Consider the following 24,938-nt stretch of genomic DNA (forward strand, 5'->3'; position numbering starts at 1 on the left):
TGTCTGGACTGAGTCCAAACAATTAGAGTGCCGGTATGGCTCTCGTCGACTCGCTCTCCCCCACCGCTCGGCCGCACCTCGCAGCACCCTTCGCACCCTCCGCGCCGTCCGCGCCGTCCGCGCCGTCCGCACCCGCGACCCGGGTCCCGTCGGACCAGGAGCTGCAGCGGACCTCCCGCACCGAGCAGGTGAACCGGCTGCGCGCCGGCGTGCTCGGTGCGAACGACGGCATCGTCTCCGTCGCCGGCCTCGCGGTCGGTGTCGCCGGAGCCACCACGGACATCCGCTGGCTGCTGATCTCCGGCCTCGCCGCCCTGGTCGCCGGCGCCCTGTCCATGGCGATGGGCGAGTACGTCTCCGTCTCCACCCAGCGCGACACCGACCGCGCCCTGATCGCCCGCACCCGCACCGATCTCGCCGCGCAGCCGCTGCGCGAGCACGATCACCTCGTCGAGGCCCTGACCGAGACCGGCATCCCGGACGATGTCGTGGAGTCGGTCGCCGACTCCCTCGAGCGGCACGACGCCCTCGGCGCCCACACCCGGTTCCGGCACGGCGTGGAGGACGACGCCGTGGTCTCCCCCTGGGGCGCCGCGATCACCTCGCTGGTCTCCTTCGCGATCGGCGGCGTGATCCCGCTGCTGGCGATCCTCGCCTCCCCCGCCGTCTGGCGGCTGCCGATCACGATGGCCGCCGTGGTGATCGCCCTCGGCCTGCTGGGTGCGGTCAGCGCCCGCCTCGGTCAGGCGCAGGCCGGCCGGGCCACGCTCCGCACGATCGCCGGCGGCCTGCTCGCCCTGCTGGTCACCTACGGGATCGGCGCAGCGCTGGGCGTGGCCATCGGCTGATCGTCGGCCCATCCATCGGCCGGACCATCACTCCGGTTCATCGGCCCGACCCATCGGCCCGGAACGCCAGAGCCGCGACAACAGCACGAGACCCACGAGTCAGACGAGCCACTCGGGAAGCACGACAGCAAGAAGGCCCGACCCTCAGCGGGGTCGGGCCTTCTCGTCGTCACGGGCCCGCGCCGAGCCTGCGCTCAGCGGGGGATCCCGGGCGGGATCACTTCTCGATGGTCACCGAGTTGATGACGACGTCCTCGAGGGGACGGTCGCGCATGTCGGTCTTGACGCCCTCGATCGCGTCCACGACCTTCTTGGAGTCCTCGTCGGCCACGACGCCGAATACGGTGTGCTTGCCCTGCAGGTGCGGGGTGGGGCCCACGGTGATGAAGAATTGCGAACCGTTGGTGCCGGAGGGCTGACCGGTGATCGCGTTGCGACGCTTGCCGGCGTTGGCCATGGCCAGCACGTAGGGCTCGTTGAAGTTCTTCTCCGAGATCTCGTCATCGAAGGTGTAGCCGGGGCCGCCGGTGCCGGTGCCCAGCGGGTCGCCGCCCTGCAGCATGAAGCCGGAGATGATGCGGTGGAAGACGACGCCGTCGTAGAAGGGGCGGGTCACCTTCTCGCCGGACTCGGCGTCGGTGAACTCGCGGGTGCCCTCGGCGAGGCCCACGAAGTTGTCGACGGTCTTGGGGGCATGATCGGGGAACAGCTCGAGACGGATGTCCCCGTTGGTGGTGTGAAGAGTTGCGAACATGCGCTCATCTTCCCACAGACCCCGCACCGGGCACCGGGAGCCCCTCCCGAAGCCGGCCCCGGACGCGTCCGCCCTCAGCGGACACCCGCTGTGCCCAGGCCCGACCGCTCGGCAGGGCGCAAACCTGACCTTTGCCCGAGGACCGCACATACTCGCTCGCGTTAGAGTTGTGCCACACGGGTCATGACGTCCGCTCGGACGCCATGGCCCAGGGACCACCGTCGGCCCGACCCGGCGGATTCGACCGAAAGGGGAACCTCATGGCGCTGACCACCAAGCGTGAGTCCAAGAAGGCCAAGAAGCAGGCCGAGAAGACCGCGGCCGCCGCAGGCTCGACCGCACAGAGGGCCGAGAAGGCCGTGGAGGAGCTCCAGAAGCTCGCCGCGACCGTCGGCCCGGTCGTGTCCGAGGGCGCTCGCGAGGCCCGCTCGCGCGCCACCGGCCTCGTGGACCAGTACGGCCCGGGCGTCGAGGAGCGCTTCCGCCAGCAGGGCGAGAAGTTCTCCGAGCTGTCCTCGAACCTCGGCCCGCGTGCCGACAAGTTCAAGCAGGACGTGCAGGACGACTACATCCCGCGCGCCCGCAAGACCGCCGAGACCACCGGCTCCGTGCTGAAGGCCGCCGTCGACGCGGCCCGCAGCGAGCTCGAGAAGGGCCAGGGCGACATCAAGTCGGCCGCGCTCGCCCCGACCCCGGCTGTAAAGAAGAACCGCGCCGGCAAGGTGCTGCTCGTCCTCGGGCTGGCCGCCGCCGGTGCCGCTGCAGGCTACATCGCCTGGCAGAAGACGCGTCCGGTCGAGGACCCGTGGGCTCCGCCCGCGGACTTCGCCCGCGCGCACTACCCGGCCTCCGCCTCGAGCGAGGACGACTCCTCGACCGTCTCGGACACCGTCGGTTCGGCCGACGCCGGCGACGTGGCGCAGGCGCTCAAGGGCGACGACCGTTCCTCGGACACGACCCCCAAGGAGGTCAAGGTCGACTCCGACCTCGACCAGAGCAACGGCGCCTCGGACGACGAGAAGCGCGGCAACCACCGCAGCGACGTCTGAGTCCCGGCTCAGCACCCTGACCGCGGAGCATTCCGTGCCCGGCGCGGCGACCCCGTCCTTCGACGGCGGTCGTCGCGCCGTCGTCATGCGCGGGATCCTCACGACACGGCGCCTGCGGCTGACCCCCGTGGGCGAGGACGATCTCGAGGAGCTGCTCGCGCTGCACGCCGATCCCCGCGCCTTCGCCGACGACCTCACCGAGCCGCTCACCGACCGTGAGCAGATGCGCTGGGTGCTGGACCGGTGGATCCAGGCGTGGCAGCAGCACGGCACCGGCTACCTCACGGTGCGGGCGCGAGCACAGGCACCAGCACCAGCACCAGCACCAGCACCAGCACCAATACAGCAGACGGGCGGTGCGGCGATTCCCTCCGGCCTGCTGGGCGTCGTCGGCCTGACGCACCTCGAGCACGAGGGCGAGCAGTCCCTCAGCGCCTACTGGCGGCTGACCCCTGCGGCGACCGGGCACGGCATCGCCACCGAGGCGATGGCCGCCGTGCTCACCGATCCCCGTCTCGGTGGCGCCGACCACGAGGTGATCGCCGTGACCGCCGAGGCGAACCGCCCCTCGCGCTCCCTCGCCGCACGGCTCGGTTTCGCCCCGGCCCCGCCGGGTCGGGCTGCACCCGGCGGCCGGGAGGGGGACATCCTGCTGATCCGCCCTCCCGGTCGGACCCCGCCGCGTACCCTCTGAGCCACAGGCTCGCAGAGGCCGGCGTCGCGATCACCCGCAGGCGGCAGCGCCCGACGGCCAGCAGCGACCAGAAGGTTGCAGCGACCGGCAGGCTGCGGCGCCCGGCGGCCAGCAGCGGACGACGGACGACGGAAGAGTGGTCACGATGCGCAGGAATCCCCTTCGACCCGGCGGCGTGCCCTCGCTGCCGGAATACTTCCCGGGCGCGAACGAGAGGGTCTCCGGGATCGAGATCGCCTCGGAGCAGGAGGACACGAGCCTCGTGGAGGACCGCCCCGACGCCTCGTTCCTCGAGACGGGCCGGATACGGATCGAGCTTCCGAGCGACCCCGAGGACGGCACGGCCACACCCTGAACACGGCGCGGCACCCCTAGACTAGGGCGCCATGGATGCCCCGGCCGCAACGACCCCCTCCTCGACACCGGGGGCCGGGCGCTACGCCCCCTCCCCCAGCGGCGATCTGCATCTGGGGAACCTGCGCACCGCGATCCTGGCGTGGACCCTCGCCCGACGCACCGGCCGGGCCTTCCATCTGCGCATCGAGGACCTCGACCGGGTGCAGGAGGACTCCGCGGCGCGACAGCTCGAGGATCTCGCCGCCCTCGGCCTGGACTGGGACGGCGAGGTGGTGCGGCAGTCCGAGCGCGGATCCGCGCACGACGCCGCGATCACCCACCTGGTCGAGCGCGATCTGGTCTTCGAGTGCTACTGCACGCGGCGGGAGATCCAGGACGCCCCGAGCGCTCCGCACGCCCCGCCCGGGGCCTATCCGGGCACCTGCCGTGAGCTCTCGCCCGCCGCCCGCGAGGCCGGCCGGGCGCGGATGCGGGAGCTGCGGCGGGAACCGGCGCTGCGCCTGCGTGCCGGGACGCGCGACTGGACGGTCCAGGACCTCTGGGCCGGAACGGTCACCGGATCCGTCGATGATCTGGTGCTGCGCCGCGGCGACGGCGTGGTCGCCTACAACCTGGCGGTCGTGGTCGACGACGCGGCGGCCGGGGTGGACCAGGTGACGCGGGCCGACGACCTGCTCAGCTCGGCGCCCCGCCAGGCGTACCTGGCGCAGCTGCTGGGGCTGGAGGAACCCACGTACGCCCATGTGCCGCTCGCGGTGAACACCGACGGGGCGCGCCTGGCCAAGCGCGACGGGGCCGTGACCCTGCGCGACCGCCTCGAGCGCGGCGAGAGCACGGCGGATGTCGTCGGCCGGATCGGTGATTCCCTGGGCCTGCCCGGCTGTCGCACCGCCGCGGACTTCCTGGAACGCTGGGACCCGTCAGCCCTCGTGCACGAGCCGTGGGTGGTGGAGCTGCCCTCCTGAGCGCTCCCCACGTCTCCCCCACCACACTTACTTCTGGGTGATATCCAAACTCGATACACCTCTGTATCGTACTTCCCGTGATGGGAATTCTTCGAGCTCTCCTGACCGCCCTCTCGACGGCGGTCCGTGCCGTCGCGTCCGCCATCGGCTCCGCCGCACGCGCCGTCGGCCGTGCCTTCTCCGCCACCGGGCGCGGCATCGCCGCCACCGGCCGCGGTGCCACGGCCCTGCTCCCGTCGGAGTGGAAGAAGCCGATCGCGGCACTGTTCGTGGTGGGCCTGGCCCTGGTGCCGCTGATCTACTCCGGCAACATGACCTGGTCCTTCCTCGACCCCAGCAACAACCTCAACCAGGTCACCGCCGCTGTGGTCAACGAGGACGAGGGCGCGACCACGACGCCTCCGGGTGGCGAGGAGACCACGATCGACGTGGGCCAGGAGTTCACCGACACCCTGCTCGACATGGACAAGGAGAACGTCTTCCACTTCGTCGAGGTCTCCCCGGAGGAGGCCCACCGCGGCCTGGAGGACGGCACCTACGGCGCCACCGTGGAGATCCCGGCGGACTTCTCCGCGAACGTCTCCTCCCTGGGCGGCGACGCCGAGAAGGCCGCGCCCGCCCTGCTGACCGTCACCACCAACGATTCGGCCAACTACGTGGGCGGCAACTTCACGAAGTCGGTGGGCACCGCCCTGACCGATTCCCTGCGCTCGAGCGTGCTCGAGCAGTACCTCGACAACATCTACGTGGGCTTCACGACCATCCACGACGGCATCTCCGATGCGGCCGGCGGGGCCGGCGACCTCGCCGACGGCTCCTCCGAGCTCAAGGGCGGCACCGACGACCTCGTCACCGGCACCGGCGATCTCAAGAACGGCACCTCCGAGCTCGCCGGCGGTGCGGGCGAGCTCGCCGACGGCGCCACCACCCTCCACGGCGGCAGCCTCGACCTGGTCGTGGGCCTGGGCGACCTCGCCGACGGAGCCGTCGACCTGCAGGACGGGACCGCCACCCTCACCACGGGGGCGCAGCAGCTCAGCTCCGGCCTGGTCGAGCTCGACGAGAACGGGCGCCCGCTGCGCACGGGAGCCGATGATCTCGCCACGGGCACGGAGCAGCTCGCCACCGGGGCCTCCGACCTCGCCGACGGAGCGGGCCAGGTGGCCGACGGCACCCAGCAGCTCGACGACACCATCGCCGCCGCCCAGCAGCGGGCCGACGAGATCGGGGTGACCCCCGAGAGCGTGCAGCAGACCAGCGACGACCTCGTCACGGCCATCGACGACCTCGAGAGCGCCGCCGCGGCCACGGACGTGTCCGGACTGCTCGATCAGCCCGCGACCGATGCTGGCACCCTCTCTGATGCAGCGAGCTCCCTGGACGGCACCGCGACCGACGTGGCGGGGGCCGCCCAGACCCTCAGCGAGGACACCGCGGACCGCGCCGGCGATGCCCGCACCCTCCAGGACGGCGCCGCCACGATCCAGGAGGACGTCACCGCCCTGGACACCTCCGTGCAGGACACGGCGACCTCCACCGGGACTGCGGCGGACAGCGCCGCGACCTCCTCGAGCTCCGTCGAGTCCTACACGGGCTCGGTCGACGACCTCGCCGCCCGCTGCGAGGAATCCGGGGCCGACGCCGCCTTCTGCGACGAGCTCGCCGGCGTCTCGGAGTCCTCGCAGGGCGCCCGGGACGACGCCTCGCAGGCCGCGACGGATGCGAGCACCGCGGACGAGGCCGCCGGGACCGCCGCCCAGCAGACGACCGACGTCGCGGACACCGCCGCCGGGATGACCGATGCGGCCGACCGCATCGTCACCTACACCGATGACCTCTCCACGACCACCAGCACCCTCGCCGAGGACGCCGCCCGGCTCTCCGGCTCCACCGGCACGCTCGCCGAGGACGCCTCCACGCTGAGCACCTCGCTGGGCGGGCTGCGCGAGGATGCCGGCGCGGCCGTCCCGGACCCCGCCGAGGGATCCTCCGCGAGCGATCTTGCCGCGGACCTCACGGACCAGGCACGCTCCGCGGCCGTCGCCCTGCCCGACGCCTACGAGACCCTCCAGCAGGGCGCCGACGACGTGCACCTGCTCAACTCCGGCGCGCAGGACGTCGCCTCGGGCGCCACGCAGCTCGCCGAGGCCACCGACACCGCGAGCACCGGGGCTCAGGACCTGGCCTCCGGCGTGGGCCGGTACACCGACGGCGTGAGCACCGCCCGCACCGGCGCCGACGACCTGGCGAGCGGATCCGCCGCCCTCGCCGACGGAGCGGACCAGCTGGCCGGCGGCACCTCAGATGCTCGGTCCGGGGCCGAGCAGCTCGCCGCCGGGGCCGGTGACCTCGAGGACGGCTCCGGGACCCTCGCCGAGGGCGCCGGGAAGGTCGACGACGGGGCCGGGGACCTCGCGGACGGCGCCGTGGATCTGGACGACGGCGCAGGACAGCTCGCGGACGGCTCCGTCGAGCTCCGCGACGGGCTGGACGACGCCGAGGACGAGGTGCCCTCCTACACCGATGAGGAGAGCGAGGAGCTCGCCGGGACCGCCTCGGATGCCGTGCAGATGAGCTTCGAGCGAGACCACGAGCTGACGCGCTTCGGCGAGGGCCTGGCCCCGCTGTTCCTGGCGATCAGCCTGTGGGTGGGCGGCATGGCCATCTTCCTCATGATGCCGGCGTTCTCCGCCGAGGCCGCCTCCCGCGGCGTGGGCGCCCTCCGACTGCTCGCCGGCGGGCTGGTGCCCGCGTTCCTGCTGGGCCTGGTGCAGGCCGCGATCGCAGTGACCGCCCTGCACTGGGGCGTCGGGATCACCGTGCAGGACCTGCCGCTGATGTTCGGCCTGGCCGGCCTCACGAGCCTGGTGTTCGTGGCCCTGAACCATGGCTTCGGGGCGCTGTTCGGCCCGGTCGGCAAGTTCGTGGCCCTGGTGCTGATCGCCCTGCAGATCTCCGGCGCCGGGGGCACCTATCCCGTCGCCACGCTGCCGCCGTTCTTCCAGGCCATCCACCCGTACCTGCCGATGACACACGCCGTGGACGCCTTCCGCGCCGCGATCGGCGGCGGCTGGATCGATCCGCGCGGGGACCTGCTGTGGCTGAGCGGCTGGCTGGCGTTCGGCGTGGTCCTGGGCCTGGTCGGCGCGATCGTCCAACGGCGTCGTGTACTGCAGGAGGACGAGGCCGAGGGCGACGACGCCGAGCTCCCGGCGGAGACAGCTCAGGACGTCTGAGCCGGCGGCCTCGGCCCTATGCCTGCGCCGCGGCGTCGATCAGGGCGTCCGCAACGGGGACCGACCGATCATCCGCGGGCAGCGTGGTCGGGGCGTCGGGGCGGCCCAGCGCCTGGAACTCCCACCCAGCCGCACGCCACTCGCTCGGGGTGAGCACGGTGCGGCCGTCGATGATCCGCGGCGTCGAGACGAGTTGTGCGGCGGCGATCGGGTCCAGGTCGCGGTACTCGCGCCACTCGGTGAGCAGCAGCACGAGCTCGGCGTCCTGCAGCGCCTCGGCCGTGTCCTGCACAGCGGCCAGCCCCTCGACGCGGCGACGGGCGTTCTCGAGCGCCTCCGGATCAGTCACCGTGACGTGCGCGCCGGCGGCCATCAGGCGCGAGACGACCTCGAGGGCCGGGGAGTCGCGCACGTCGTCGCTGTCGGGCTTGAAGGCGGCGCCGAGCACGGTGATGCGTCGGCCGCGCAGGGTCCCGAGCATCTCGCGGGCCAGATCCACCACGCGTACCCGTCGGCGCTGGTTGATGGCGTCGACCTCGCGCAGGAACCCCAGGGCCTGCCCGGCGCCGAGGTCCTCGGCGCTGGCGATGAAGGCGCGGATGTCCTTGGGCAGGCAGCCGCCGCCGAAGCCCACGCCGGCGCGCAGGAACTTGTTCCCGATGCGGTCGTCCATGCCGAGCGCGCGGGAGATGTCGGTGACGTCGGCGCCGGTCGCCTCGCACAGCTCGGCCATCGCGTTGATGAACGAGATCTTGGTGGCCAGGAAGGCGTTCGCGGAGACCTTCACCAGCTCGGCGGCCTCGTAGCCCATGACCAGGCGCGGCACTCCGCCCTCGGGCCTGTCGGGCCTATCGGGCCCATCGAGGATCTGCGCGTAGACCGCGTCGAGCATCGCGATCTCCGGGCCGGCGACCTCGGGGTCGCGCACGCCGTAGACGATCCGGTCGGGCTCGAGGGTGTCCCGCACCGCGAAGCCCTCGCGCAGGAACTCGGGGTTCCACAGCAGGTGCACGCCGTCGATCTGCTCCAGACGGCCTGCGAGGCGACGGGCGGTGCCGGTGGGAACGGTCGACTTCCCGACCACCAGGGTGCTGACCCCGGCGCGGGCCGGGAGCACCGCGGCGAGGGAGCCGACGGCGGCGTCCAGGGCGGTGAGGTCCGCGCCGAACCCGTCGGCCCGCTGCGGGGTGCCCAGACCCAGGAAGTGCACATCGGCGTCGGCCAGCTCGTCGATGTCGGCCGTGAAGCGCAGCCGGCCGGTGGCCAGACCGCGACGCAGGATCTCGGGGAACCCTGGTTCATGGAAGGGCGATTCGCCGGCGGAGAGCCTCTCGAGGCGCCGGAGGTCGACGTCCAGGCCGATCACCTCGTGCCCGAGCTCGGCCATGCTGGCGGCGTGGACGGCGCCGAGGTACCCCACACCGATGACGGAGATCTTCATCGCGGACCCGCTTTCTCGCGCTGCCCCGGGGGATCTCCGGTACGGCCGACGAACCCCGCGGGGCCCGGACAGTGGATCCAGCGTGGCCCCGTCAGGTGTCAGGGACGTGGCCGCGCGGTGGCGCGGAGTCGAGGGTCCTGCGACAGATCGTCGCCGCCGCAGCGCCCGCAGGCACCGGGCGCCGGGCAGCGCGCACCGTGCAGCGGGGCCGACGAGTGCCGGCGACAGATCCGCGAGGTCGCAGGCAGGACTCAGGCGCGAGCGCGGTTCAGCTGACGGTCTCGTCCTGGGCGCGCAGCCAGGTCGCGAGGCGGCTGTCGGGGTCCGCCCCCAGGGCCGACGGCCCGCCGTCCTCGCGGACCTCGCCACCCTCGAACCACAGCACGCGGTCCATGGCGGTCACGGTCTCGGGATCGCGGCTGCGCACGATCGCCGTGCGCCCCTCGGTCAGAGCCGCCAGAGCGGCGAGGACCGGGCGTCGCTCGGCGCCCGACAGCCCGGCGTCGGCCGCATCCAGCACCACGATCGGGGCGTCGCGCAGCAGGGCACGAGCGATCGCGACCCGGCGTCGCTGACCGTCGGTGAGGACATCGCCGCGGCGCACCAGCACGGTGTCGAAGCCGCGGCTGAGCTGGGCGATCACATCGTCGATCCCGGCCTTGCGGGCGGCCTCGCGCACCTCGTCGTCGGTGGCATCGGGGCGGCCGATGCGGATGTTCTCCCGCACGGTGTCGGTGAACAGCACCGGCTCGCGCTGGACGACGGCGAGCTGGCGACGCAGATCGCCCAGGGAGACGGCACGGGTGTCGTAGCGGTCCAGCAGGACGCGGCCGGTGTCGGGCTCGTCGAAGCGCAGCAGGTACGCGATCAGGGCGGCGGATTCGCGACCCTCCCGGTCCAGGAGGGCCACGTGCTGGCCGCTGGGGACCACGAGGGAGACCGTGTCGAACAGGTGACCGCCGGTCCCGCCCGCAGTGCTCGCCGCTGCGTCGGCGGCTGGGCTGTCGGCGGTGCTCACGGCGGTGCTGTCGGAGGTACTGAGGGCCGTGTTCACGGCGGAGAAGACGATCTCGCCGCCCACGCGGTCCACGGGCTGGGTGCGCGGGGGCTCGGCGATCCCGGCCTCACGGTCGAGCAGGTCGGCGATGCGATCTCCCGCGGCGGGGGCGCCCTGCAGGGAGCCGATGTTCTCCAGCAGATCGCGCAGCACGACGAGCAGGATCAGCACATCGACGAGGACCAGCACGAGATCGCCGGGGGTCATGGCGTCGGCCGCGACCCGCGACCCGCACAGGAGCAGGGTCCCGACCACGCCGATCCCGGCCACGAGCTGTGTGAGCAGACTCTGCAGGGAGTCGATGCGACGGGACCGGGTCAGGGCTCGGCCGGCACGGAGGCCCGCCTCGGTCAGCCCGCGCGAGGAGCGGGTCTCCAGGCCGTAGGTCTGCACGGTGCCCGTGGCGGCGACGAGCTCGTCGGCGGTGTCGGCGAGCATGCGGGCCTCGGAGCGGGCGCTGGCCGCGGCGGAACGGCTGCGGCGCATCGACAGGCCGATCGCCGCCGTGTACAGCAGCCCGGTCACGAGCAGCACGAGCGCCCCCAGGGGCGCGACGATGACCGTCACCACCAGCAGGGTCAGCAGGGTCAGGATGCTCGCGGCGGCCCGCGGACCGGAGTGCGAGAGCAGGTCGCGCAGGGTCGCGACGTCCTCGATCAGAGGCCGCACGACGTCGTCCTCGCCGGCCTCGCCCTGCCGGGCCGGTGACGCGCCCGAGGAGGGCCGCCCCTCGGCGCCCGGTGTCAGGCGGTGCAGATGGGACAGGAGCCGGGAACGCAGACTGGTGGCGATCCGCACCCCGACCCGGCCGAGCGCGGCGACTGCCGTGAACCGGGTCGCGACCTGCAGGATCAGCAGGAGGGCGAAGAGCAGCACGCCGACCGTGAGTCGGCGTCCAGGATCACCCGTGAGCTCGGCCAGCGCCGGCAGATCGGCCCCGGTGGAGGCGACCGCGGCATCGACCGCGTACTTCAGGGGGAAGGGCAGGGCGACCAGCAGCCACACGCTCAGCAGCAGGGCGATCGCCCCGGTGAGCAGAGCGGCGCGGTGGCTGCGCAGGTACGGGCTGAGCACCTGGAGGACGTGATGGAACCGGCCGGTGGGCCCGTCCTCCTCGGGGGTGCTCGCCGAGGAGAACCCGTCGGCAGTGCCGGTCGTGCCTGGAGTGCCGGTCGCGGCGGCCGTGCCCGGCGTGCCGGCCGTGCTGTTCGTCGCGGAAGCCGTGGTGGCCGCTGTCGATCCCGTGTAGCCGGTCGATGCCGCCGAAGCTGCGGTCGATGAGGAAGCGGCCGGCGACGGCGTTCCGGTCGGAGGTGCGGTGCTCGCGGACGTCCCGGAGACCGCGGAGGACGCCGGACTGACAGGGGTTCCAAGCACAGTGGATCCGCCGTGCTCCCCGACGTCGGCAGAGCCTGTTCCCTCGACCGCCGGCCTGCCGGCCGTCGCCCCTCTCACGCTGCGCCACAGGTTCTTGGCCTTCTCGGCTCTCGGCGAGCGCGATTCGGGGGCGCCGTCCGCGCTCGGTGCCGGTTCACCGGTCAGGAGCGATTCCCGCGCCCAGCCGAACTTCTTGGCCTTGGGGGACATCGTCACCGGAACGGGGAAGGCCGGCAGGGTGTCGTCGGCCGAGCTGTTCGGATCGACGCTGGCGTCGGCCGCGGCGTCCGAGTCCGCACCGTGCGGGGACGGGGACGTGCCTGCCGTATCCGCTGTGCCCGGGACGGATCCGGGTGCCGCCTCGTCGTTGACCGACGGGAGCTCCGAGGACGCGCTGCCGGCCGCCGCGAACGGGGCATCGCTGGTCGCGCCCTCGTCGTCGTACTCGGCGTCCGCCTCTGTGGACGGGCCGCCCTGGGGCGCCTGCTCCCCCGGCTCGTCGCGCTCGTCCGTGGCGCTGCCCGCGGATTCGTCGACGACGGTCCAGCGGTTCCCCTCCTCCGGATCGAACAGTCCCGACTGGGCACCCGGCCCGTCGCTCGACTCGGGTTCGGGGGCGAGGTCGGGCCCAGGGGCGCCGGACTGCTCGAGATCGGGCGCGGGGCTGCCGGACTGCTCGCCCTCGACCTGGTACTCGACCTCGGGCTCGTCCGCCTGGCCGGTCTCGGCCTCAGTCTCGAGCTCGGGTCCGGCATCAGCATCAGCATCAGCATCAGCATCAGCATCAGCATCAGCATCAGCATCAGCGACGGTCGCGTTCGGGGCGTCGATGACGTCGGCGCCGTCCTGCAACCACGCGGCCTCCGGCGTCACCGGGGCGCCGCCCATCGGGGCTGCCAGGGGCTCGCTCGGGACCTCCGTCTCGTCCGAGGGGTCCGACGCGGACCATGCATCAGGTTCCGTCTCCATCGCCCACGAGGGGAAGCGCGGGGACTGGACAGGAGCGCTGGCCTCGCCATCCGCCGACTCGACCGGGGCGTCCATGGCGTCCGCCTCGACAGCGGACAGGGTGGTCTCGGCGAGGTCGACATCATCCGCCTCGACAGCTGAGACCGGGGTGCTCGCGAGATCCGCGCCATCAGCCTCGACTGCTGAGACCGGGGTGTCCGCGAAGTCCAGCTCGTCAACCTCCGCCGAGGTCGACATGGACGGAGAGGCGGGCGTCTGCGCGGCAGGGCTCGTCGGTCCGCCGGCGCTCTTGCGACCCGTCTTCTGATTCCGATTCTTGCGCGAGCTCATCAGCGCAGCACCTCCAGGGTTCGCAGGACCGACTCCGTAGCCGCGGGGGCGCCCGCAGAGGGTTCGAGAGGGGAGTTCAGCGGGGACATGAGCATCCTGGTCATCATCGGGGCGGGCTCGCCGTGCGGCGACGGGCACCGTCCAGTGTGGCACCGTCCGTCGGGTCACACCCAGTGTGACCGGTGACCGCGTCCGATGGTCGGCCGAGGAGGTCAACTTCTCAGAGCGCGCCGACCAGAGACCGCGGCCTGCTGATCGCGTCGACCGCGCTGTGCCGGACGCGAAACGTGATCTCGACACTCGCCGGAGCACAGCCTTCGTAGTACCGTTTTCAAGCATCTAGGGATTGGCGCGGGACCACTGCGCACCCACCCCCACCATGGAGGGCACGATGACCGAGAGCACCACCGGCCCGAGCACCCCGACGGGCGCCACCGAGCCGCTGATCACCGTCGACGTGTGGACCGACGTCGTCTGCCCCTGGTGCTACATCGGCGAGTCCCGCCTGCACGACGCGATCGCCGCCGAAGGCCTCGAGGGCCAGGTGCATGTGCGCGCCCACTCCTTCGAGCTGGACCCCACCTCCCCCGCCGACACCGTGCGCGACAACATCGCCCACCTGGTCGCCGCCAAGGGCATGCCCGAGGAGAAGGTGCGCGAGATGGAGGCGCAGATCCAGGAGATGGCCAAGGAGCTCGGCCGCGAGTACGTGATCGGCCGACCCATGGCCAACACCCGCGGCGTGCATCGCGTGCTGCAGGCGATCCGCGAGGCCAGCGGCGTCGACGCGGCGACGGACTACTTCATGGACCTGCAGCGCGGCTACTTCACTGGGGCCTCGAACCCCTTCGACGTCGAGACGGTCGTGGCGCGCGCGGTCCAGGCCGGCCTGCCCGAGGACGCCGCTCGGGCCGCCTTCGCCGGCGGGACCCACGATGCCGAGGTCGAGGCGGATGTGCGCGAGGCCGTGCAGATGGGCGCCCGCGGCGTCCCGTTCTTCCTGTTCAACGACACGTACACCGCACCCGGAGCCCTGCCGCTGGACGCCTTCCGCCAGGCGCTGCGGCAGATCGCCGAGGAGACCCGGGCCGAGCCGGCGCAGTCATGACCGGCGTGGGCCAGCGGCCCGAGGGGACGGACCAGCGACCCGACGCGACGGATCGTCGGGCCGGCACGGCGGGGCCGGAGGCGACGACCCTCCCGGCCGGCACGGCTGTCACACCGGCAGCAGCAGCGGCAGCGGACGGTCGGACTTCGAGCGCCTCAGAAGGCTCGACTCCGCTGCTCTCGCTGTCCTCACTGCTCGGCGTAGAGGTCGAGGGCGGCGCCGCGTGCGCTGCGGACGGCACCTGCGACTGACCCTGACCGCACAGGCCCACAGCCCACAGCTCACGGCTCACGGCTCACGGCTCACGGCTCACAGCTCACGGCTCACGGCTCACGGCTCACGGCTCACGGCTCACGGCTCACGGCTCACGGCTCACGGCTCACGGCTCACGGCAGTCTGCGGCAGCATGCGGCAGCATGCGGCCCACGGAAGTACGGGACCTATTCGTGCAACGAACCCGTTTATGGCGCTCGCTCCACGAATACGTCGACTGCTCCCCCTCACCACCGAACGGCGGCCTCCCCGGGCATCCCCCACCCCGGCCAATCCGCGCCTGCTCGACCCACCCGACACGGGCGGGTCGGCGGCTCAGCGGGCCAGGAGCTCCTCGGTGCTGGTCCCGGGCAGGCTGACAGTGACGGGGGTGCCCCACGGGTCCCGCACGTTCACGGAGCGGCCGTCGTCCGCGAAGGAGAGCTTGGCGCCGGAAAGGCGAGCGGTCAGGGCGTCGAGGTCCTCGCGGCCGGGGACGGTGATGGCGACGTCCGCCAGGCCGAGCGAGGTGGCGCGGGGACCGGCCCCGCGACTGTTCCAGGTGTTCATCGCGACGTGGTGGTGGTAGCCGCCGGCTGCGGCGAACAGCGCGCCGGGGTGCGAGCCCACGGTGGTCTCGAAGCCGAGGGTGTCGACGTAGAAAGCCCGGGCCGAGTCGACGTCGCCGACCTGCAGGTGCACGTGGCCCACGATGCCCGGGCGCACGCTCGGCGCGGCGGTGACCTCGTCGGTCAGGTGCTCGCGGAGGTAGGCGCTGGGGTCGAGGTGCAAGGTGTCCATCGCGACCTGGCCATCGGTCCAGGTCCACTGGTCGCGGGGGCGGTCCCAGTACAGCTCGATGCCGTTGCCCTCGGGATCGGCGAAGTAGAAGGCCTCGGAGACGAGGTGGTCGCTGGAGCCCGCGAAACGGGACCGCGGATCCTGGGCCGCCCGCAGCACGGTGCCGGCGAGCGCGGCCTGGTCCTCGAAGAGGAAGGCGGTATGGAACAGGCCTGCCTGGCGGGGGTCGACGCCCGGCAGGCCGGGCGTGGCGACGAGGCGCACGAAGGGGACGGCGCCGCGGCCGAGGACCCGATGGATCTCGCCGTTCACGCGGGCCTGCTCCTCGATCGGAGTGAGGGCGAGGGCGTTCTCGTAGTAGGAGCTCATGAGCTCGAGGTCGCCGACGCGCAGCGTCACGGCATCCATGGCGAGGTCGGAGGAGAAGTGCCGCCCGTCGACCGCGCCGGTCGTCGTGGAGGGGATGGTCAGGGGCGAGGAGTTCATGGGGCGATCCTTCCGATCGATGGTGTCATGACCATCATGCGCCCAAATAGATGAAACTTCAATGATGATGTGACGGGCACCCGATGGCTCGCCCGTCAGCCTCCGCTCCTCACTCCCCGCTCTTCCACTCCGCGCTCCTCACTCCTCGTTCCCCGACCCTCACCTCCCGGCCTGCGCCGCCGGCCCTCAGTCCCCGTAGACCCGCAGCGAGACGATGCGCGCGGTCGGAGCCCCGTTCATCTCGTCGACCACGACGCGCACGGAGTCGGTGCGCACCGGGCGGGCGAGCGGGAACGTCCGATGGCGTTCGCGGTTCTCCTCCATCCGGGCGATCTCCTGCCACTGCCCATCCACACGCGCCTCCACGCGGGCGGTGTGCACCAGGGTCGGCATCGTGTCGTCCGGGGTGCGGTGATGGTGGAGGTTGATGAGGTCCTCGTTGACATCGTCATCGAGCACGAGGTCGACCGTGGTGATCTCCTGCGCGGCCGGCCAGTCCAGCTGCAGCCAGGGCTGCGGGTCCTCGGCGGCGTCGGCCGAGACCCACATCGCGGGGCCGCCGTAGGGCCGTGCGTAGCCGCCGACCGCCTGCTCGGGGTCGAAGACGCGGGTGGGGGACGTCGCGCGGAAGCAGATGCCGTGCCCGTGCAGGGTCTCCTTCCAGTACCGCCACTGCTCGGGGGTCGCCTCATCCGCCGGCAGGTCCCGGTGCCGCATCGTGACGGTGCCGGGCTCGACCCGATCGGCCTGATGGACCTCGAGCTGCGGGTTCCGCCGCAGGACCACGACGGCGTTCTGCGCCTCGCCCGGCTCCCACCCCAGATCCGCCCGCGCCCAGGAGCGCCCCTGCGGGACGGGGACCACGACGCTGCGCTCGCGGGCGGCCGGCAGATAGTTCTGCGGTCTGCCCACGCTGTGCAGCTCGACGTGCAGCTCGGTGCCCTCGGCGGCGTCGACCAGGATCTCCACCACGCCGAGCTCCGGGTCCACCGGCAGCACGAGGGCGAGGTCGTGATCCAGGGTGAACCGCCCGATGCTCCGCGTCGAGCCGAGCACCGTCTTCGAGGAGGACGCGCTCACCGCGGCGCCGAGCGCCAGGTTCGCCGGGTCGTCGTCGACGACGCCCAGCAGCGAGGCGTCGGCCCGCACCATCGCCCGGTGCAGCTCGGGCACATGGTCGGCGGCGAGGTCGCGGGGGCTCACCTCGAGGCGGCCGGCGACCGCGGCGCCGATGCCGGCGGCCTCGCCGAGGATGGCGCAGGTGGCCATCACCCGGGTGCTGCCGAAGGCGACGTGGCTGGCGCTGATGTCGCGCCCGGCCATCCACAGGTTGGAGACGTTGTGCGAGAAGAGCGAGCGCAGCGGGATGTGATAGTTCCCGTCGGGGTGCCAGTGCCGCGACCCCTTCTCGCTCGCGTACACCCCGCCCACGGGGTGGAGGTCGATCGACCAGCCGCCGAAGGCGACCCGATCCTCGAACTCCGTCTGCCCGAGCACGTCGTGCTGGGTGAGGACGTGATCGCCGACGAAGCGCCGGTATTCGCGCTTGCCCGGCACGGCCCCCACCCATTCGAGGCTGAGCGTGTCCGCGTCGTACTGCCCGGAGTTCTTGATGTGGTCCCACAGCCCGTAGCAGACGGCCTGCAGCTCGTCGCGGATCCGCTCGTTGTCGTGGACGACGTCGAGGTGGCCGCCCCATTCGATCCACCAGAAGTCGCAGCCGCTCATCGTCTGGCGGATCACCCGGTTCTGCGGGATCGCGGTCTGCGCGATGTCGATCGCGAAGGGAGGGGCGACGAACTTCTGCGGATGCCCGACGTCCTTGGTGTAGAAGAGGATCGTCGAGCCGAGCATGTCCTCCCCCGCCTGCTCGGGCGCCCAGGACTCCTGGAACTGCTCCCGCGGCTCGCTCCCCCGCATGACCTCCGCGCCGGCGAGGTGCCCGACCAGTCCGTCCCCGCTGCAGTCGATCACCGACGCACCGGTGACGGTGATCCGCCGTTCGGAACCGCTCATCCATCCGGTGACGGACCGGATCACCCGGGCGTCCTCGGGCCCGTCGGCCTCGACCTCGGTGACATCGGTGTTGAGGAACAGCTCGATGCCGGGCTCGGCGCGCACCTTCTCCAGCAGCAGCAGGTCCCAGTAGTAGGGGTTGCCGTCGGGGTTGCGGAACTGGTTCTCGACGTACAGCTCGCCCATGATCCCGGTCTCGCGGGCGAAAAGGTGGATGCCGTGTGCCGTGGCACCGCAGACCCACACCCGCACCTCGCTCGAGGAGTTCCCGCCGAGCACGGGCCGGTTCTGGATGAGGGCGACGCGGCTGCCCTGCCGGGCGGCTCCGATCGCGGCGCAAACTCCGGCGAGGCCTCCTCCCACCACGACGATGTCGGTGGTGACGGATTCGGTGAGCATGGGGTTCCTTCCAGCAGGTGGGGTGGTGGGGTCGTCAGCTGTGGTCGCGATGGGGAGCGGCGGGGGTGTGCGGCTGCAGGGTCCCGTCGTCCACGAAGCGCATGGTGGGGTCGGCCGAGCGCCGCTGCGCGACGAGCAGCCAGAGCATGCTGGTGAGCAGGGTGTCGCTCGCGCGGCCCGCGAAGTGCTGTGTCCATACCGTTCCGTTGCGGATGCCGGTGTAGAGCGGGATGTCGGCCGCCTGCTCGAGGGCGGAGCCGGGGACGCCGTGCACCGCGATCGTGGTCGCCCCGGCGCGTTCGGCGCTCCGGAGCAGCTCGAGCGCGGTCCTGTCCTTCCCGGAGCGGTTGAGCACCAGGACGACGTCCCGCTCGGTGAAGGTGCGGGAGACGAGATCGAGGGTGCGCGGCCCGGACTCATGGCACCAGACGGCGACGCCGATCCGCTGGAGCCGCAGGTAGAGCTCGCGCACAGCGATGGAGTCGCCCCATTCGCCGTGCAGGTGGACGCGCTCGGCCGCGGTGATGGCGTCGGCCGCGCGTTCGACCTGGGCCTGGTCGATCACGGCGGCGGCGTCGCGGAGCGCGCGGGCCGCGGTCCCGGCGAGGATGTCCAGGACGTCCCCGGGGGAATCGGCGGGCGTGATCGCCGTGCCGATGTCGCGCTCCCAGCCTGACTGCGCCGCCCGGCCGTTGTCGAGGGCGATCGCCGCGCGGAGAGCCGGGAAGCCCGCATACCCGAGCTTGCGGGCGAAGCGGGAGACCGCGCCGGGGAAGGTCTCCGCGGACTCCGCGAGCGCGGTGATCGAGGAGTCGCCCGCGGCAAGGGGATCGGCGAGGATCGCCTCGGCGATCCGCCGGTTGCCGGGGTTGAGCTGCGGCAGCTCCTCCCGGAGGCGCTGCAGCGCCGACGGGGAGGCGGCGGGGTCAGGGGTGGTACTCATGGGCAGTGGTCCTTGTGCAGTCGCGGGAGGCAGGAGGTCGACGGGCCTGGTCGTGGGGCAGGGCCGTCGGGCCGGGTCGTCGGGCAGGGCCGACGAGCTGGGTCGTCGGGCAGGGACATCGGGCCGGATCGTCGGACCGGCCGCCGACGGAGGATCCGGAGCGGTCGTGGCCGACGGCCCTCCCCCAGTGTGCTCGGCGAGGACGGCACAGGGCTGCTCCCTCAGCACGCCTGCTACTTCAGCGCGCTCTCGGTCATGGCGCGCACGAACCGGCGCTGGAAGATCAGGAACACCAGCAGGATCGGGACGATCGAGATGACCGACGCCGCCATCGACAGGCCTGCCGCCATCGCCCCGTTCTCATCGGTGAAGCTGGTCAGCCCCATGGGCAGGGTGTAGTTCTCCGGGGTGGAGAGGAACACCAGCGGGGTCTCGTAGTCGTTCCAGGACCAGACGAACGTGAGGATCGCCAGTGCGCTGATCATCGACATCGCATTGGGCAGGTAGATCCGGACAAAGATCTGGAACTCGTTCGCGCCGTCGAGCCGTGCGGCCTCCGCGAACTCGTCCGGCTGGGAGATGAAGTACTGGCGCATGAGGAAGGTCCCCAGCACCGTGAACATGCCCGGCAGGATCAGCGCCCACAGGGTGTCGTACAGGCTGAGCTTCTCGAAGTACACGAAGCGCGGCACCAGCAGCAGCTGGGCCGGGATCAGCGACGTGGCGAGATAGGCGATGAACACCTTGCCGCGGCCGGGGAAGCGGAGCTTGGCGAAGGCGTAGCCGGCCAGGGTCGCGGTGGTCAGCTCGCCGAGCACGCGCAGCGCCGCGACGAACACCGAGTTCCCGAAGGGGATGAGGATCGAGCTCTCCCCGAACAGCACCTCCGTGTAGTTCTCCCAGCGCGGCTGGTCCGGGATCCACTGCATCGGGATCCTGAAGGCCTCCACATCCGGCTTCAGCGAGGTGGAGATCATCCAGGCGAAGGGCAGCAGGAACAGCAGGGCGAGGATCCACATCGGGATGCCCCAGGACCAGCGGCGCACGCGGTCCCGGCGCGTGCGCAGCGCCTGCCGCTTCGCCATGTCGGCGCCTGCCCCGGTGCCGTGGCCGCGGCCCGGCCCACCGCCGGTGGGCGTGGTCGTCGTGGTCGCCGTCGAGTCAGTCATGGAGCGCCCTTCCTCGCTGGGCTCGCCACATCAGGAGCATGATGGCGAAGATGCCGATGAAGGTCACCAGGCCCACGGCGGAGGCATAGCCGAACCGGTAGAACTGGAAACTGGTCTGGTACATGTAGAACGACAGCGTGGTCGTGGAGTCCCCGGGGCCGCCGTTGGTGATCAGGGCGATCATGCCGAAGGTCTGCGAGATCCCGACGAACAGCGTGACCAGCAGGAACACCGTGGTGGGCAGCAGGGACGGCCAGGTGATCGCCCGGAACGACGCCCAGCGCCCGGCCCCGTCGATGCGGGCCGCCTCGTACAGCTGGGTGGGGGCGTCCTGCAGCGCCGAGAGGTAGATGAGGTTCGCGTAGCCGGCCTGGGACCAGATCGTCACCAGGATCAGTGCGGGCAGCGCCCAGTTCGAGGACGCGAACCACTGCGGCAGGTTCTCCGCCCCGAACACCCCGAGCACCTGGTTGACCAGGCCTGCCTCAGGATCCAGCAGCATCTGCCAGGTCATGCCGATCGCCACGATGTTCACGATGTACGGGACGAAGAAGGCGGCGCGCAGCAGGCCCCGCGCCGGGATGTCCCGGTTCAGGGCGAGCGCGAGCGCCAGGCCGACGACGAGGGTCAGCGGCACGGCGACCCCGGCGTACACGATCGTGGTCACGAGGCTGCGCCAGAAGGTGGGGTCCTGGAACACCGCGAGGAAGTTGTCCAGGCCCACGAACTCGATGCCACCGAACCCCGAGACGAGGTTCCAGCGGGTGAAGGAGAGCAGCACCACCGAGATCAGGGGCACGAAGGTGAAGGCCAGCACCCCCAGCAGGTTCGGGGCGATGAAGAGCCATCCCACGTACGCCTTCGGCTCCGAGGGCGCGCGGCCCGTGGGTCGCCGGCGTCGCCCGCCCGCTGCGGCGGCGGGCCCGTCGGCCGCATCGATCCTGGTGTCGACGATCGCCATGTCAGTCCCCCTCGAACCGGTCGATGAGCGCCTGGGCATTGGTGTCGACGTTCTCGATGGCCTGCTGCGGTGACCGCTCGAGGAGCCAGCACACGTCGCGCTGCTGCTCGTACTTCTGCGTGATCTCCGTGTACGCGGTCAACTCGGTGTCCAGGTGCATGCGCGGCTGGTCCTCGAACAGGGTGCGGCGGAAGGAGTCGACGTCGAAGAACTCCTCGGCGCCCTCCCCGAGGATCCCGTCCAGGAGCTCGTCGTCCCCCACGTCGCCCAGCAGGGAGATGTACCCGGCCTTGACCACGTCCTGCGCGCTCTCCAGCAGCCAGAACTTGCAGAACTCCCAGGCCAGCTCCTGCTTGGGGCTCTTGGAGTTGATCTGGATGAAGGCCCCGTACTCGCCGGTGTTCCAGTCGTTGCCGTCCAGGGTCGGCACGGGCGCGCAGGCGACCTTGAAGTCGTGGGGGTACTCCTCCTGGTCGGTGAGGAACCGCAGCGAGTAGGGAGCCGTGGTCCACAGCCCGAAGTCTTGGGCGATGAAGTTGTTCTGCTGATACGCCTCGAGCTGCCGGGCCAGCGCCTGCGACCAGGGATAGAGCACGCCATCGCGGATCAGCTCCGCGGCCAGCTCGAAATGCTCCAGGAAGGCGGGGTGGGAGAAGTTGGAGTCCCCGCTGTCGGTGAACCGGTAATTGGGGCCGAGCTCGATGCGGGCGAGGTCCGGCAGCACATAGGTGCCGTACTTCCCGTCGTCGGCGAGCGCGCGGATGATCTCGAGGTACTCCTCGACGGTCCACTGCGTGGGCAGCTCGATCCCTGCGCTCTCCCGGAGGTCCTCGTTGAACAGCACCATCTGCGGGATCCGCGTCGTCGCGAGCGCGGTGATCTGGTCGCCGTCGATGAGGGCCTTGGGGTCCTCGGTGTCCAGGAAGATCTCCAGCTCGGGAGTGGCGCGGACGAGATCGCCGACGTCCGCGGCCAGGCCGGAGTTCGTGCGCATGGTGAGGTTCGGGACGCCGTAGGTGAAGAAGACGTCGATGTCGACGCCGCCCTGCAGAGCGGTGTTCACCGTGAGGTTCCCGCGATCGTCGTTGACGTATCGCGTGTAGGTGACGTGGGTGCCCGGGTGCTCCTCCTGGAAGCGGTCGATCACGGCCTGCGGGCCGCTCTCGGCGGGGATGCCTCCCCAGACCTGGAGGGTGTCCATGTCCTTCGACGAGCCGGACGAGCACCCGGCGACGGCTGCCGTGCCGGCCGCGGCGCCCATCGCGCCGGCGAACTGCCGGCGGCTCAGGGAGAGTCCGGATGCAGGGAGCATGCGACAACCTTCCGACGCGGCGGTGCGTGGGTCGAGATCCTGGGGCGGTGCACAACTTTTGCACTGTAGTTCAACGACGTCAACCCTTGATGCACATTCTGTGCAGATCTATCGTGGGGCGATGGCGACACCGACCGAGCCGACGGGCGACTCCCCGGCACCTCCCCACCGTCCGGGCCGCCCCGTCGGCACCGGCCCCGCCGGCACGAGCCCCCTCAGCACCGGCCCGGAGGGATTCGACGCGTTCTGGCGGACCACTCTCGTCGAGCACGCGGGCCGCGACGCAGCCCGCTTCGACCCGGTGGAGTCGCCGCTGCGCACCATCGACGTCGAGGACGTAACCGTCGCAGGGTTCGACGGACATCCCGTGAAGGGGTGGATGCTGACCCCCGCGCACGGCGCATCGCGCGGGACCGTGATCCAGTTCCTGGGCAACAACACCGGCCGCGGGATCCCCGAGCAGTGGACGCTGCTGCCGAGCGCCAGCTGGTCCACGTTCGTGATGGACAACCGCGGGCAGACCGGGCCCGCTTCGGCGGGCGATACCCCGGACCCCGTGGGCAGCGGGCCGCAGATCGTCGGCCGCATGACCTCAGGGATCCAGCAGCCGGAGACGTACTACTACCGCCGCCTGTTCACCGATGCCGTGTGCGCGGTCGATGCCGTGCGTGCACGTCAGGGGCACGGGGCCGGGCCGCTCGTCGTCTCGGGCGGGAGCCAGGGCGGCGTCACCGCCCTGGCCGCCGCGGCGCTGAGCGACGGCATCGCGGGCGCGCTCGTCGAGGTGCCGCTGCTGTGCGACATCCCCCGCTCGGTCCAGACCGCCGCGGACGGACCGTTCACCCAGATCCGTGACTACCTGCGCACCAGGCGCGGAGACGAGGAGGCCGTTCTGCACACGCTGTCGTTCTTCGACGGAGTGCACTTCGCCTCCCGTGCGCAGGCCCCCGCCCTGTTCGCGGTCGGCATGCTGGACCCGGTGTGCCCGCCGGCTGGCGTGCTGGTCGCCTACGAGGCCTACGCGGGAGCTCGGAAGAGCCTGCGCAGCTATCCGTTCGACGGGCATGAGCACGGTCAGTGGCAGCACAGGCGCCGCCAGCTGGAGTTCCTCGAGGGGCTGGCCGAGAGGCGCTGACCCGGCTCTGATCGGGCCGTGCGAAGTCCGGGGACGTCAGGCCGAGGCAGCGCCACGCCCCCGGTGCTCTTCTGCCAGCTGGGCCGCCCGCTCGAGCACGAGGGGGCGCCGGGTGTGGCTGGTGGCGACGTCCTGGATCACCCAGGCCATCGCGACCGCACAGTCGTCCAGGAGGAGGTAGCCCTCCTCGCTCGCGGCGTGCGCGGCGAACTCGCGGGTGTGCAGGGCGCCGCCCGCGCCGGTGATGCCGACGAAGGGATGCAGGCCAGGGACCCGCTGGGACACATTGCCCATGTCGGTGGAGGCGGCCATGACGCCGAGCGATCCGGCGAGCGGGCGCCCCAGGGCGGCCATCGCCTCGTTCCAGGAGATGCCGAGCACCTCGTCCTGCTGGAGCGGTTCGTAGGTGGGCTCGGAGGCCTCGATCTCCAGCGTGCATCCGGTGGCGACCGCGCCGGCCTCGAAGCAGGCGATGAGCTGGGTGCGCAGCTGCTCGAACTCGGGCATCGTCAGCGCCCGGCACTCGAAATCGACCACGGCGGTCTCCGGCACGATGTTCGTGACCCCGCCCTGCTGGGGCACCAGGGCCAGGCGCTGGCCGTCCTTCACCCGCTGGCGCAGCAGGCCGGCCGCGACCTGGGCGACCACGGCGGCGTCGTTCGCATTGATCCCGTCGGTCGGGTTCGCGGCGGCGTGCGCCCCGCGGCCCGTGAAGGTGGCGCGCCAGCGGCCGACGGCCTGGCTCGTGGAGCCCAGCACGTCATAGGTGTCCGTGTGCGGGGTGGGGTGGGACATGAGCGCGAGGTGCACGCCGTCGAACACGCCGCGGTCGATCAGCAGCTGCTTGCCGCCGCCGTGCTCCTCGGCTGGCGTGCCGATGACCAGGAGCGTCACGTCCAGCTGGTCGACGACGTCGGCCAGGGCGAGGGCCGCGCCGAGCGAGGCGCCGGCGATGAGGTTGTGCCCGCAGCCGTGGCCGATCTCCGGCAGGGCGTCGTACTCCACGCACAGCGCTGCGACGAGGGAGCCGGTGCCGAGGGTGGCGCGGAAGGCGGTGGGCAGCTCCGCGATGCCGCGCTCGACGGCGAACCCGGCGCCCTCGAGCAGGTCTGCGCAGCGGTCGTGCGCGCGCTGCTCGGTGAAGGCGGTCTCTGGGTCGGCGTGGATCGCCCGCGCGACGGTGAGCACGTCCTCCCGGCGGGCCGCGAAGGCGGCGGCGATCGCGGTCTTGCGCGGGTCGGGGTGCGTGAGGGCGGCGTCGAGGGTCACGGGTCGATCC

18 protein-coding genes are annotated in these 24,938 nt (G+C 71.8%); 8 read left to right on the top strand and 10 right to left on the bottom strand.

Features of this window, described 5'->3' with window-relative positions; genetic code table 11:
- The first annotated feature begins 35 nt into the window (after nucleotides 1-35).
- Entirely contained in the window at nucleotides 36-848 is an 813-nt protein-coding gene (locus tag ABD093_RS10520) for a VIT1/CCC1 transporter family protein (protein ID WP_343924322.1), read from the top strand.
- A gap of 217 nt (nucleotides 849-1,065) precedes the next feature.
- On the opposite strand, the gene ABD093_RS10525 is transcribed toward ABD093_RS10520, so the two are convergent.
- Nucleotides 1,066-1,602, bottom strand: coding sequence for a peptidylprolyl isomerase (locus ABD093_RS10525; RefSeq protein WP_343924324.1), 537 nt, complete (start codon nucleotides 1,600-1,602; stop codon nucleotides 1,066-1,068).
- 260 nt (nucleotides 1,603-1,862) lie between these two features.
- Between ABD093_RS10525 and ABD093_RS10530 the strand changes: the two genes are divergently transcribed.
- The 5 genes from ABD093_RS10530 to ABD093_RS10550 all read left to right on the top strand — a co-directional run bounded on the left by ABD093_RS10530 (nucleotide 1,863) and on the right by ABD093_RS10550 (nucleotide 7,903).
- Nucleotides 1,863-2,651, top strand: coding sequence for a hypothetical protein (locus tag ABD093_RS10530; RefSeq protein ID WP_343924326.1), 789 nt, complete (start codon nucleotides 1,863-1,865; stop codon nucleotides 2,649-2,651).
- Nucleotides 2,652-2,685: 34 nt separating this feature from the next.
- Nucleotides 2,686-3,345, top strand: a complete 660-nt coding sequence (locus ABD093_RS10535) for a GNAT family N-acetyltransferase (protein WP_343924328.1) — start codon at nucleotides 2,686-2,688, stop codon at nucleotides 3,343-3,345.
- Nucleotides 3,346-3,490: 145 nt separating this feature from the next.
- Nucleotides 3,491-3,700 (top strand): hypothetical protein, encoded by a 210-nt coding sequence (locus tag ABD093_RS10540; protein WP_343924330.1) that lies wholly within the window; start codon nucleotides 3,491-3,493, stop codon nucleotides 3,698-3,700.
- Nucleotides 3,701-3,731: 31 nt separating this feature from the next.
- Nucleotides 3,732-4,667 carry a tRNA glutamyl-Q(34) synthetase GluQRS gene (gene gluQRS / locus ABD093_RS10545; RefSeq protein ID WP_343924332.1) on the top strand — a complete coding sequence of 312 codons (936 nt, stop codon included), beginning with the start codon at nucleotides 3,732-3,734 and terminating at the stop codon, nucleotides 4,665-4,667.
- A gap of 80 nt (nucleotides 4,668-4,747) precedes the next feature.
- Entirely contained in the window at nucleotides 4,748-7,903 is a 3,156-nt protein-coding gene (locus ABD093_RS10550; RefSeq protein ID WP_343924456.1) for a YhgE/Pip family protein, read from the top strand.
- A gap of 16 nt (nucleotides 7,904-7,919) precedes the next feature.
- Here ABD093_RS10550 and ABD093_RS10555 read toward each other — a convergent pair whose 3' ends face one another.
- Both ABD093_RS10555 and ABD093_RS10560 read right to left on the bottom strand, forming a co-directional pair.
- Nucleotides 7,920-9,344: a UDP-glucose dehydrogenase family protein gene (locus tag ABD093_RS10555; RefSeq protein ID WP_343924334.1), complete on the bottom strand. Its 1,425-nt coding sequence runs from the start codon at nucleotides 9,342-9,344 to the stop codon at nucleotides 7,920-7,922.
- 268 nt (nucleotides 9,345-9,612) lie between these two features.
- A complete protein-coding gene (locus ABD093_RS10560; protein ID WP_343924336.1) occupies nucleotides 9,613-13,077 on the bottom strand; it encodes an ABC transporter transmembrane domain-containing protein in 3,465 nt (1,154 codons plus the stop codon).
- A 391-nt stretch (nucleotides 13,078-13,468) separates the two neighbouring features.
- On the opposite strand from ABD093_RS10560, the gene ABD093_RS10565 reads away from it, so the two are divergent.
- Nucleotides 13,469-14,185, top strand: a complete 717-nt coding sequence (locus ABD093_RS10565) for a DsbA family oxidoreductase (RefSeq protein WP_343924338.1) — start codon at nucleotides 13,469-13,471, stop codon at nucleotides 14,183-14,185.
- 588 nt (nucleotides 14,186-14,773) lie between these two features.
- Here ABD093_RS10565 and ABD093_RS10570 read toward each other — a convergent pair.
- From ABD093_RS10570 to ABD093_RS10595, 6 genes are all read right to left on the bottom strand, one after another.
- Nucleotides 14,774-15,724, bottom strand: coding sequence for a VOC family protein (locus ABD093_RS10570; RefSeq protein WP_343924340.1), 951 nt, complete (start codon nucleotides 15,722-15,724; stop codon nucleotides 14,774-14,776).
- Between the two features lie 186 nt (nucleotides 15,725-15,910).
- On the bottom strand, nucleotides 15,911-18,139 hold the full coding sequence (locus ABD093_RS10575) for an FAD-dependent oxidoreductase (RefSeq protein WP_343924342.1): 2,229 nt from the start codon (nucleotides 18,137-18,139) through the stop codon (nucleotides 15,911-15,913).
- Nucleotides 18,140-18,173: 34 nt separating this feature from the next.
- Nucleotides 18,174-19,082 carry a MurR/RpiR family transcriptional regulator gene (locus ABD093_RS10580; protein WP_343924344.1) on the bottom strand — a complete coding sequence of 303 codons (909 nt, stop codon included), beginning with the start codon at nucleotides 19,080-19,082 and terminating at the stop codon, nucleotides 18,174-18,176.
- A 233-nt stretch (nucleotides 19,083-19,315) separates the two neighbouring features.
- Nucleotides 19,316-20,251, bottom strand: a complete 936-nt coding sequence (locus ABD093_RS10585) for a carbohydrate ABC transporter permease (RefSeq protein WP_343924346.1) — start codon at nucleotides 20,249-20,251, stop codon at nucleotides 19,316-19,318.
- Nucleotides 20,244-21,212, bottom strand: coding sequence for a carbohydrate ABC transporter permease (locus ABD093_RS10590; RefSeq protein WP_343924348.1), 969 nt, complete (start codon nucleotides 21,210-21,212; stop codon nucleotides 20,244-20,246). Before ABD093_RS10590 ends, ABD093_RS10585 begins: the two co-directional genes overlap by 8 nt.
- A 1-nt stretch (nucleotide 21,213) precedes the next feature.
- On the bottom strand, nucleotides 21,214-22,524 hold the full coding sequence (locus ABD093_RS10595) for an ABC transporter substrate-binding protein (RefSeq protein WP_343924350.1): 1,311 nt from the start codon (nucleotides 22,522-22,524) through the stop codon (nucleotides 21,214-21,216).
- 121 nt (nucleotides 22,525-22,645) lie between these two features.
- Between ABD093_RS10595 and ABD093_RS10600 the strand changes: the two genes are divergently transcribed.
- The gene (locus ABD093_RS10600; RefSeq protein ID WP_343924352.1) at nucleotides 22,646-23,659 is read left to right on the top strand and encodes an acetylxylan esterase; all 1,014 of its coding nucleotides are present in this window, start codon (nucleotides 22,646-22,648) and stop codon (nucleotides 23,657-23,659) included.
- Nucleotides 23,660-23,695: 36 nt separating this feature from the next.
- Here ABD093_RS10600 and ABD093_RS10605 read toward each other — a convergent pair whose 3' ends face one another.
- Entirely contained in the window at nucleotides 23,696-24,928 is a 1,233-nt protein-coding gene (locus ABD093_RS10605) for an amidohydrolase (RefSeq protein WP_343924354.1), read from the bottom strand.
- Nucleotides 24,929-24,938: the final 10 nt, after the last annotated feature.

Source organism: Brachybacterium tyrofermentans, from assembly GCF_039526165.1.
Classification (GTDB): domain Bacteria; phylum Actinomycetota; class Actinomycetes; order Actinomycetales; family Dermabacteraceae; genus Brachybacterium; species Brachybacterium tyrofermentans.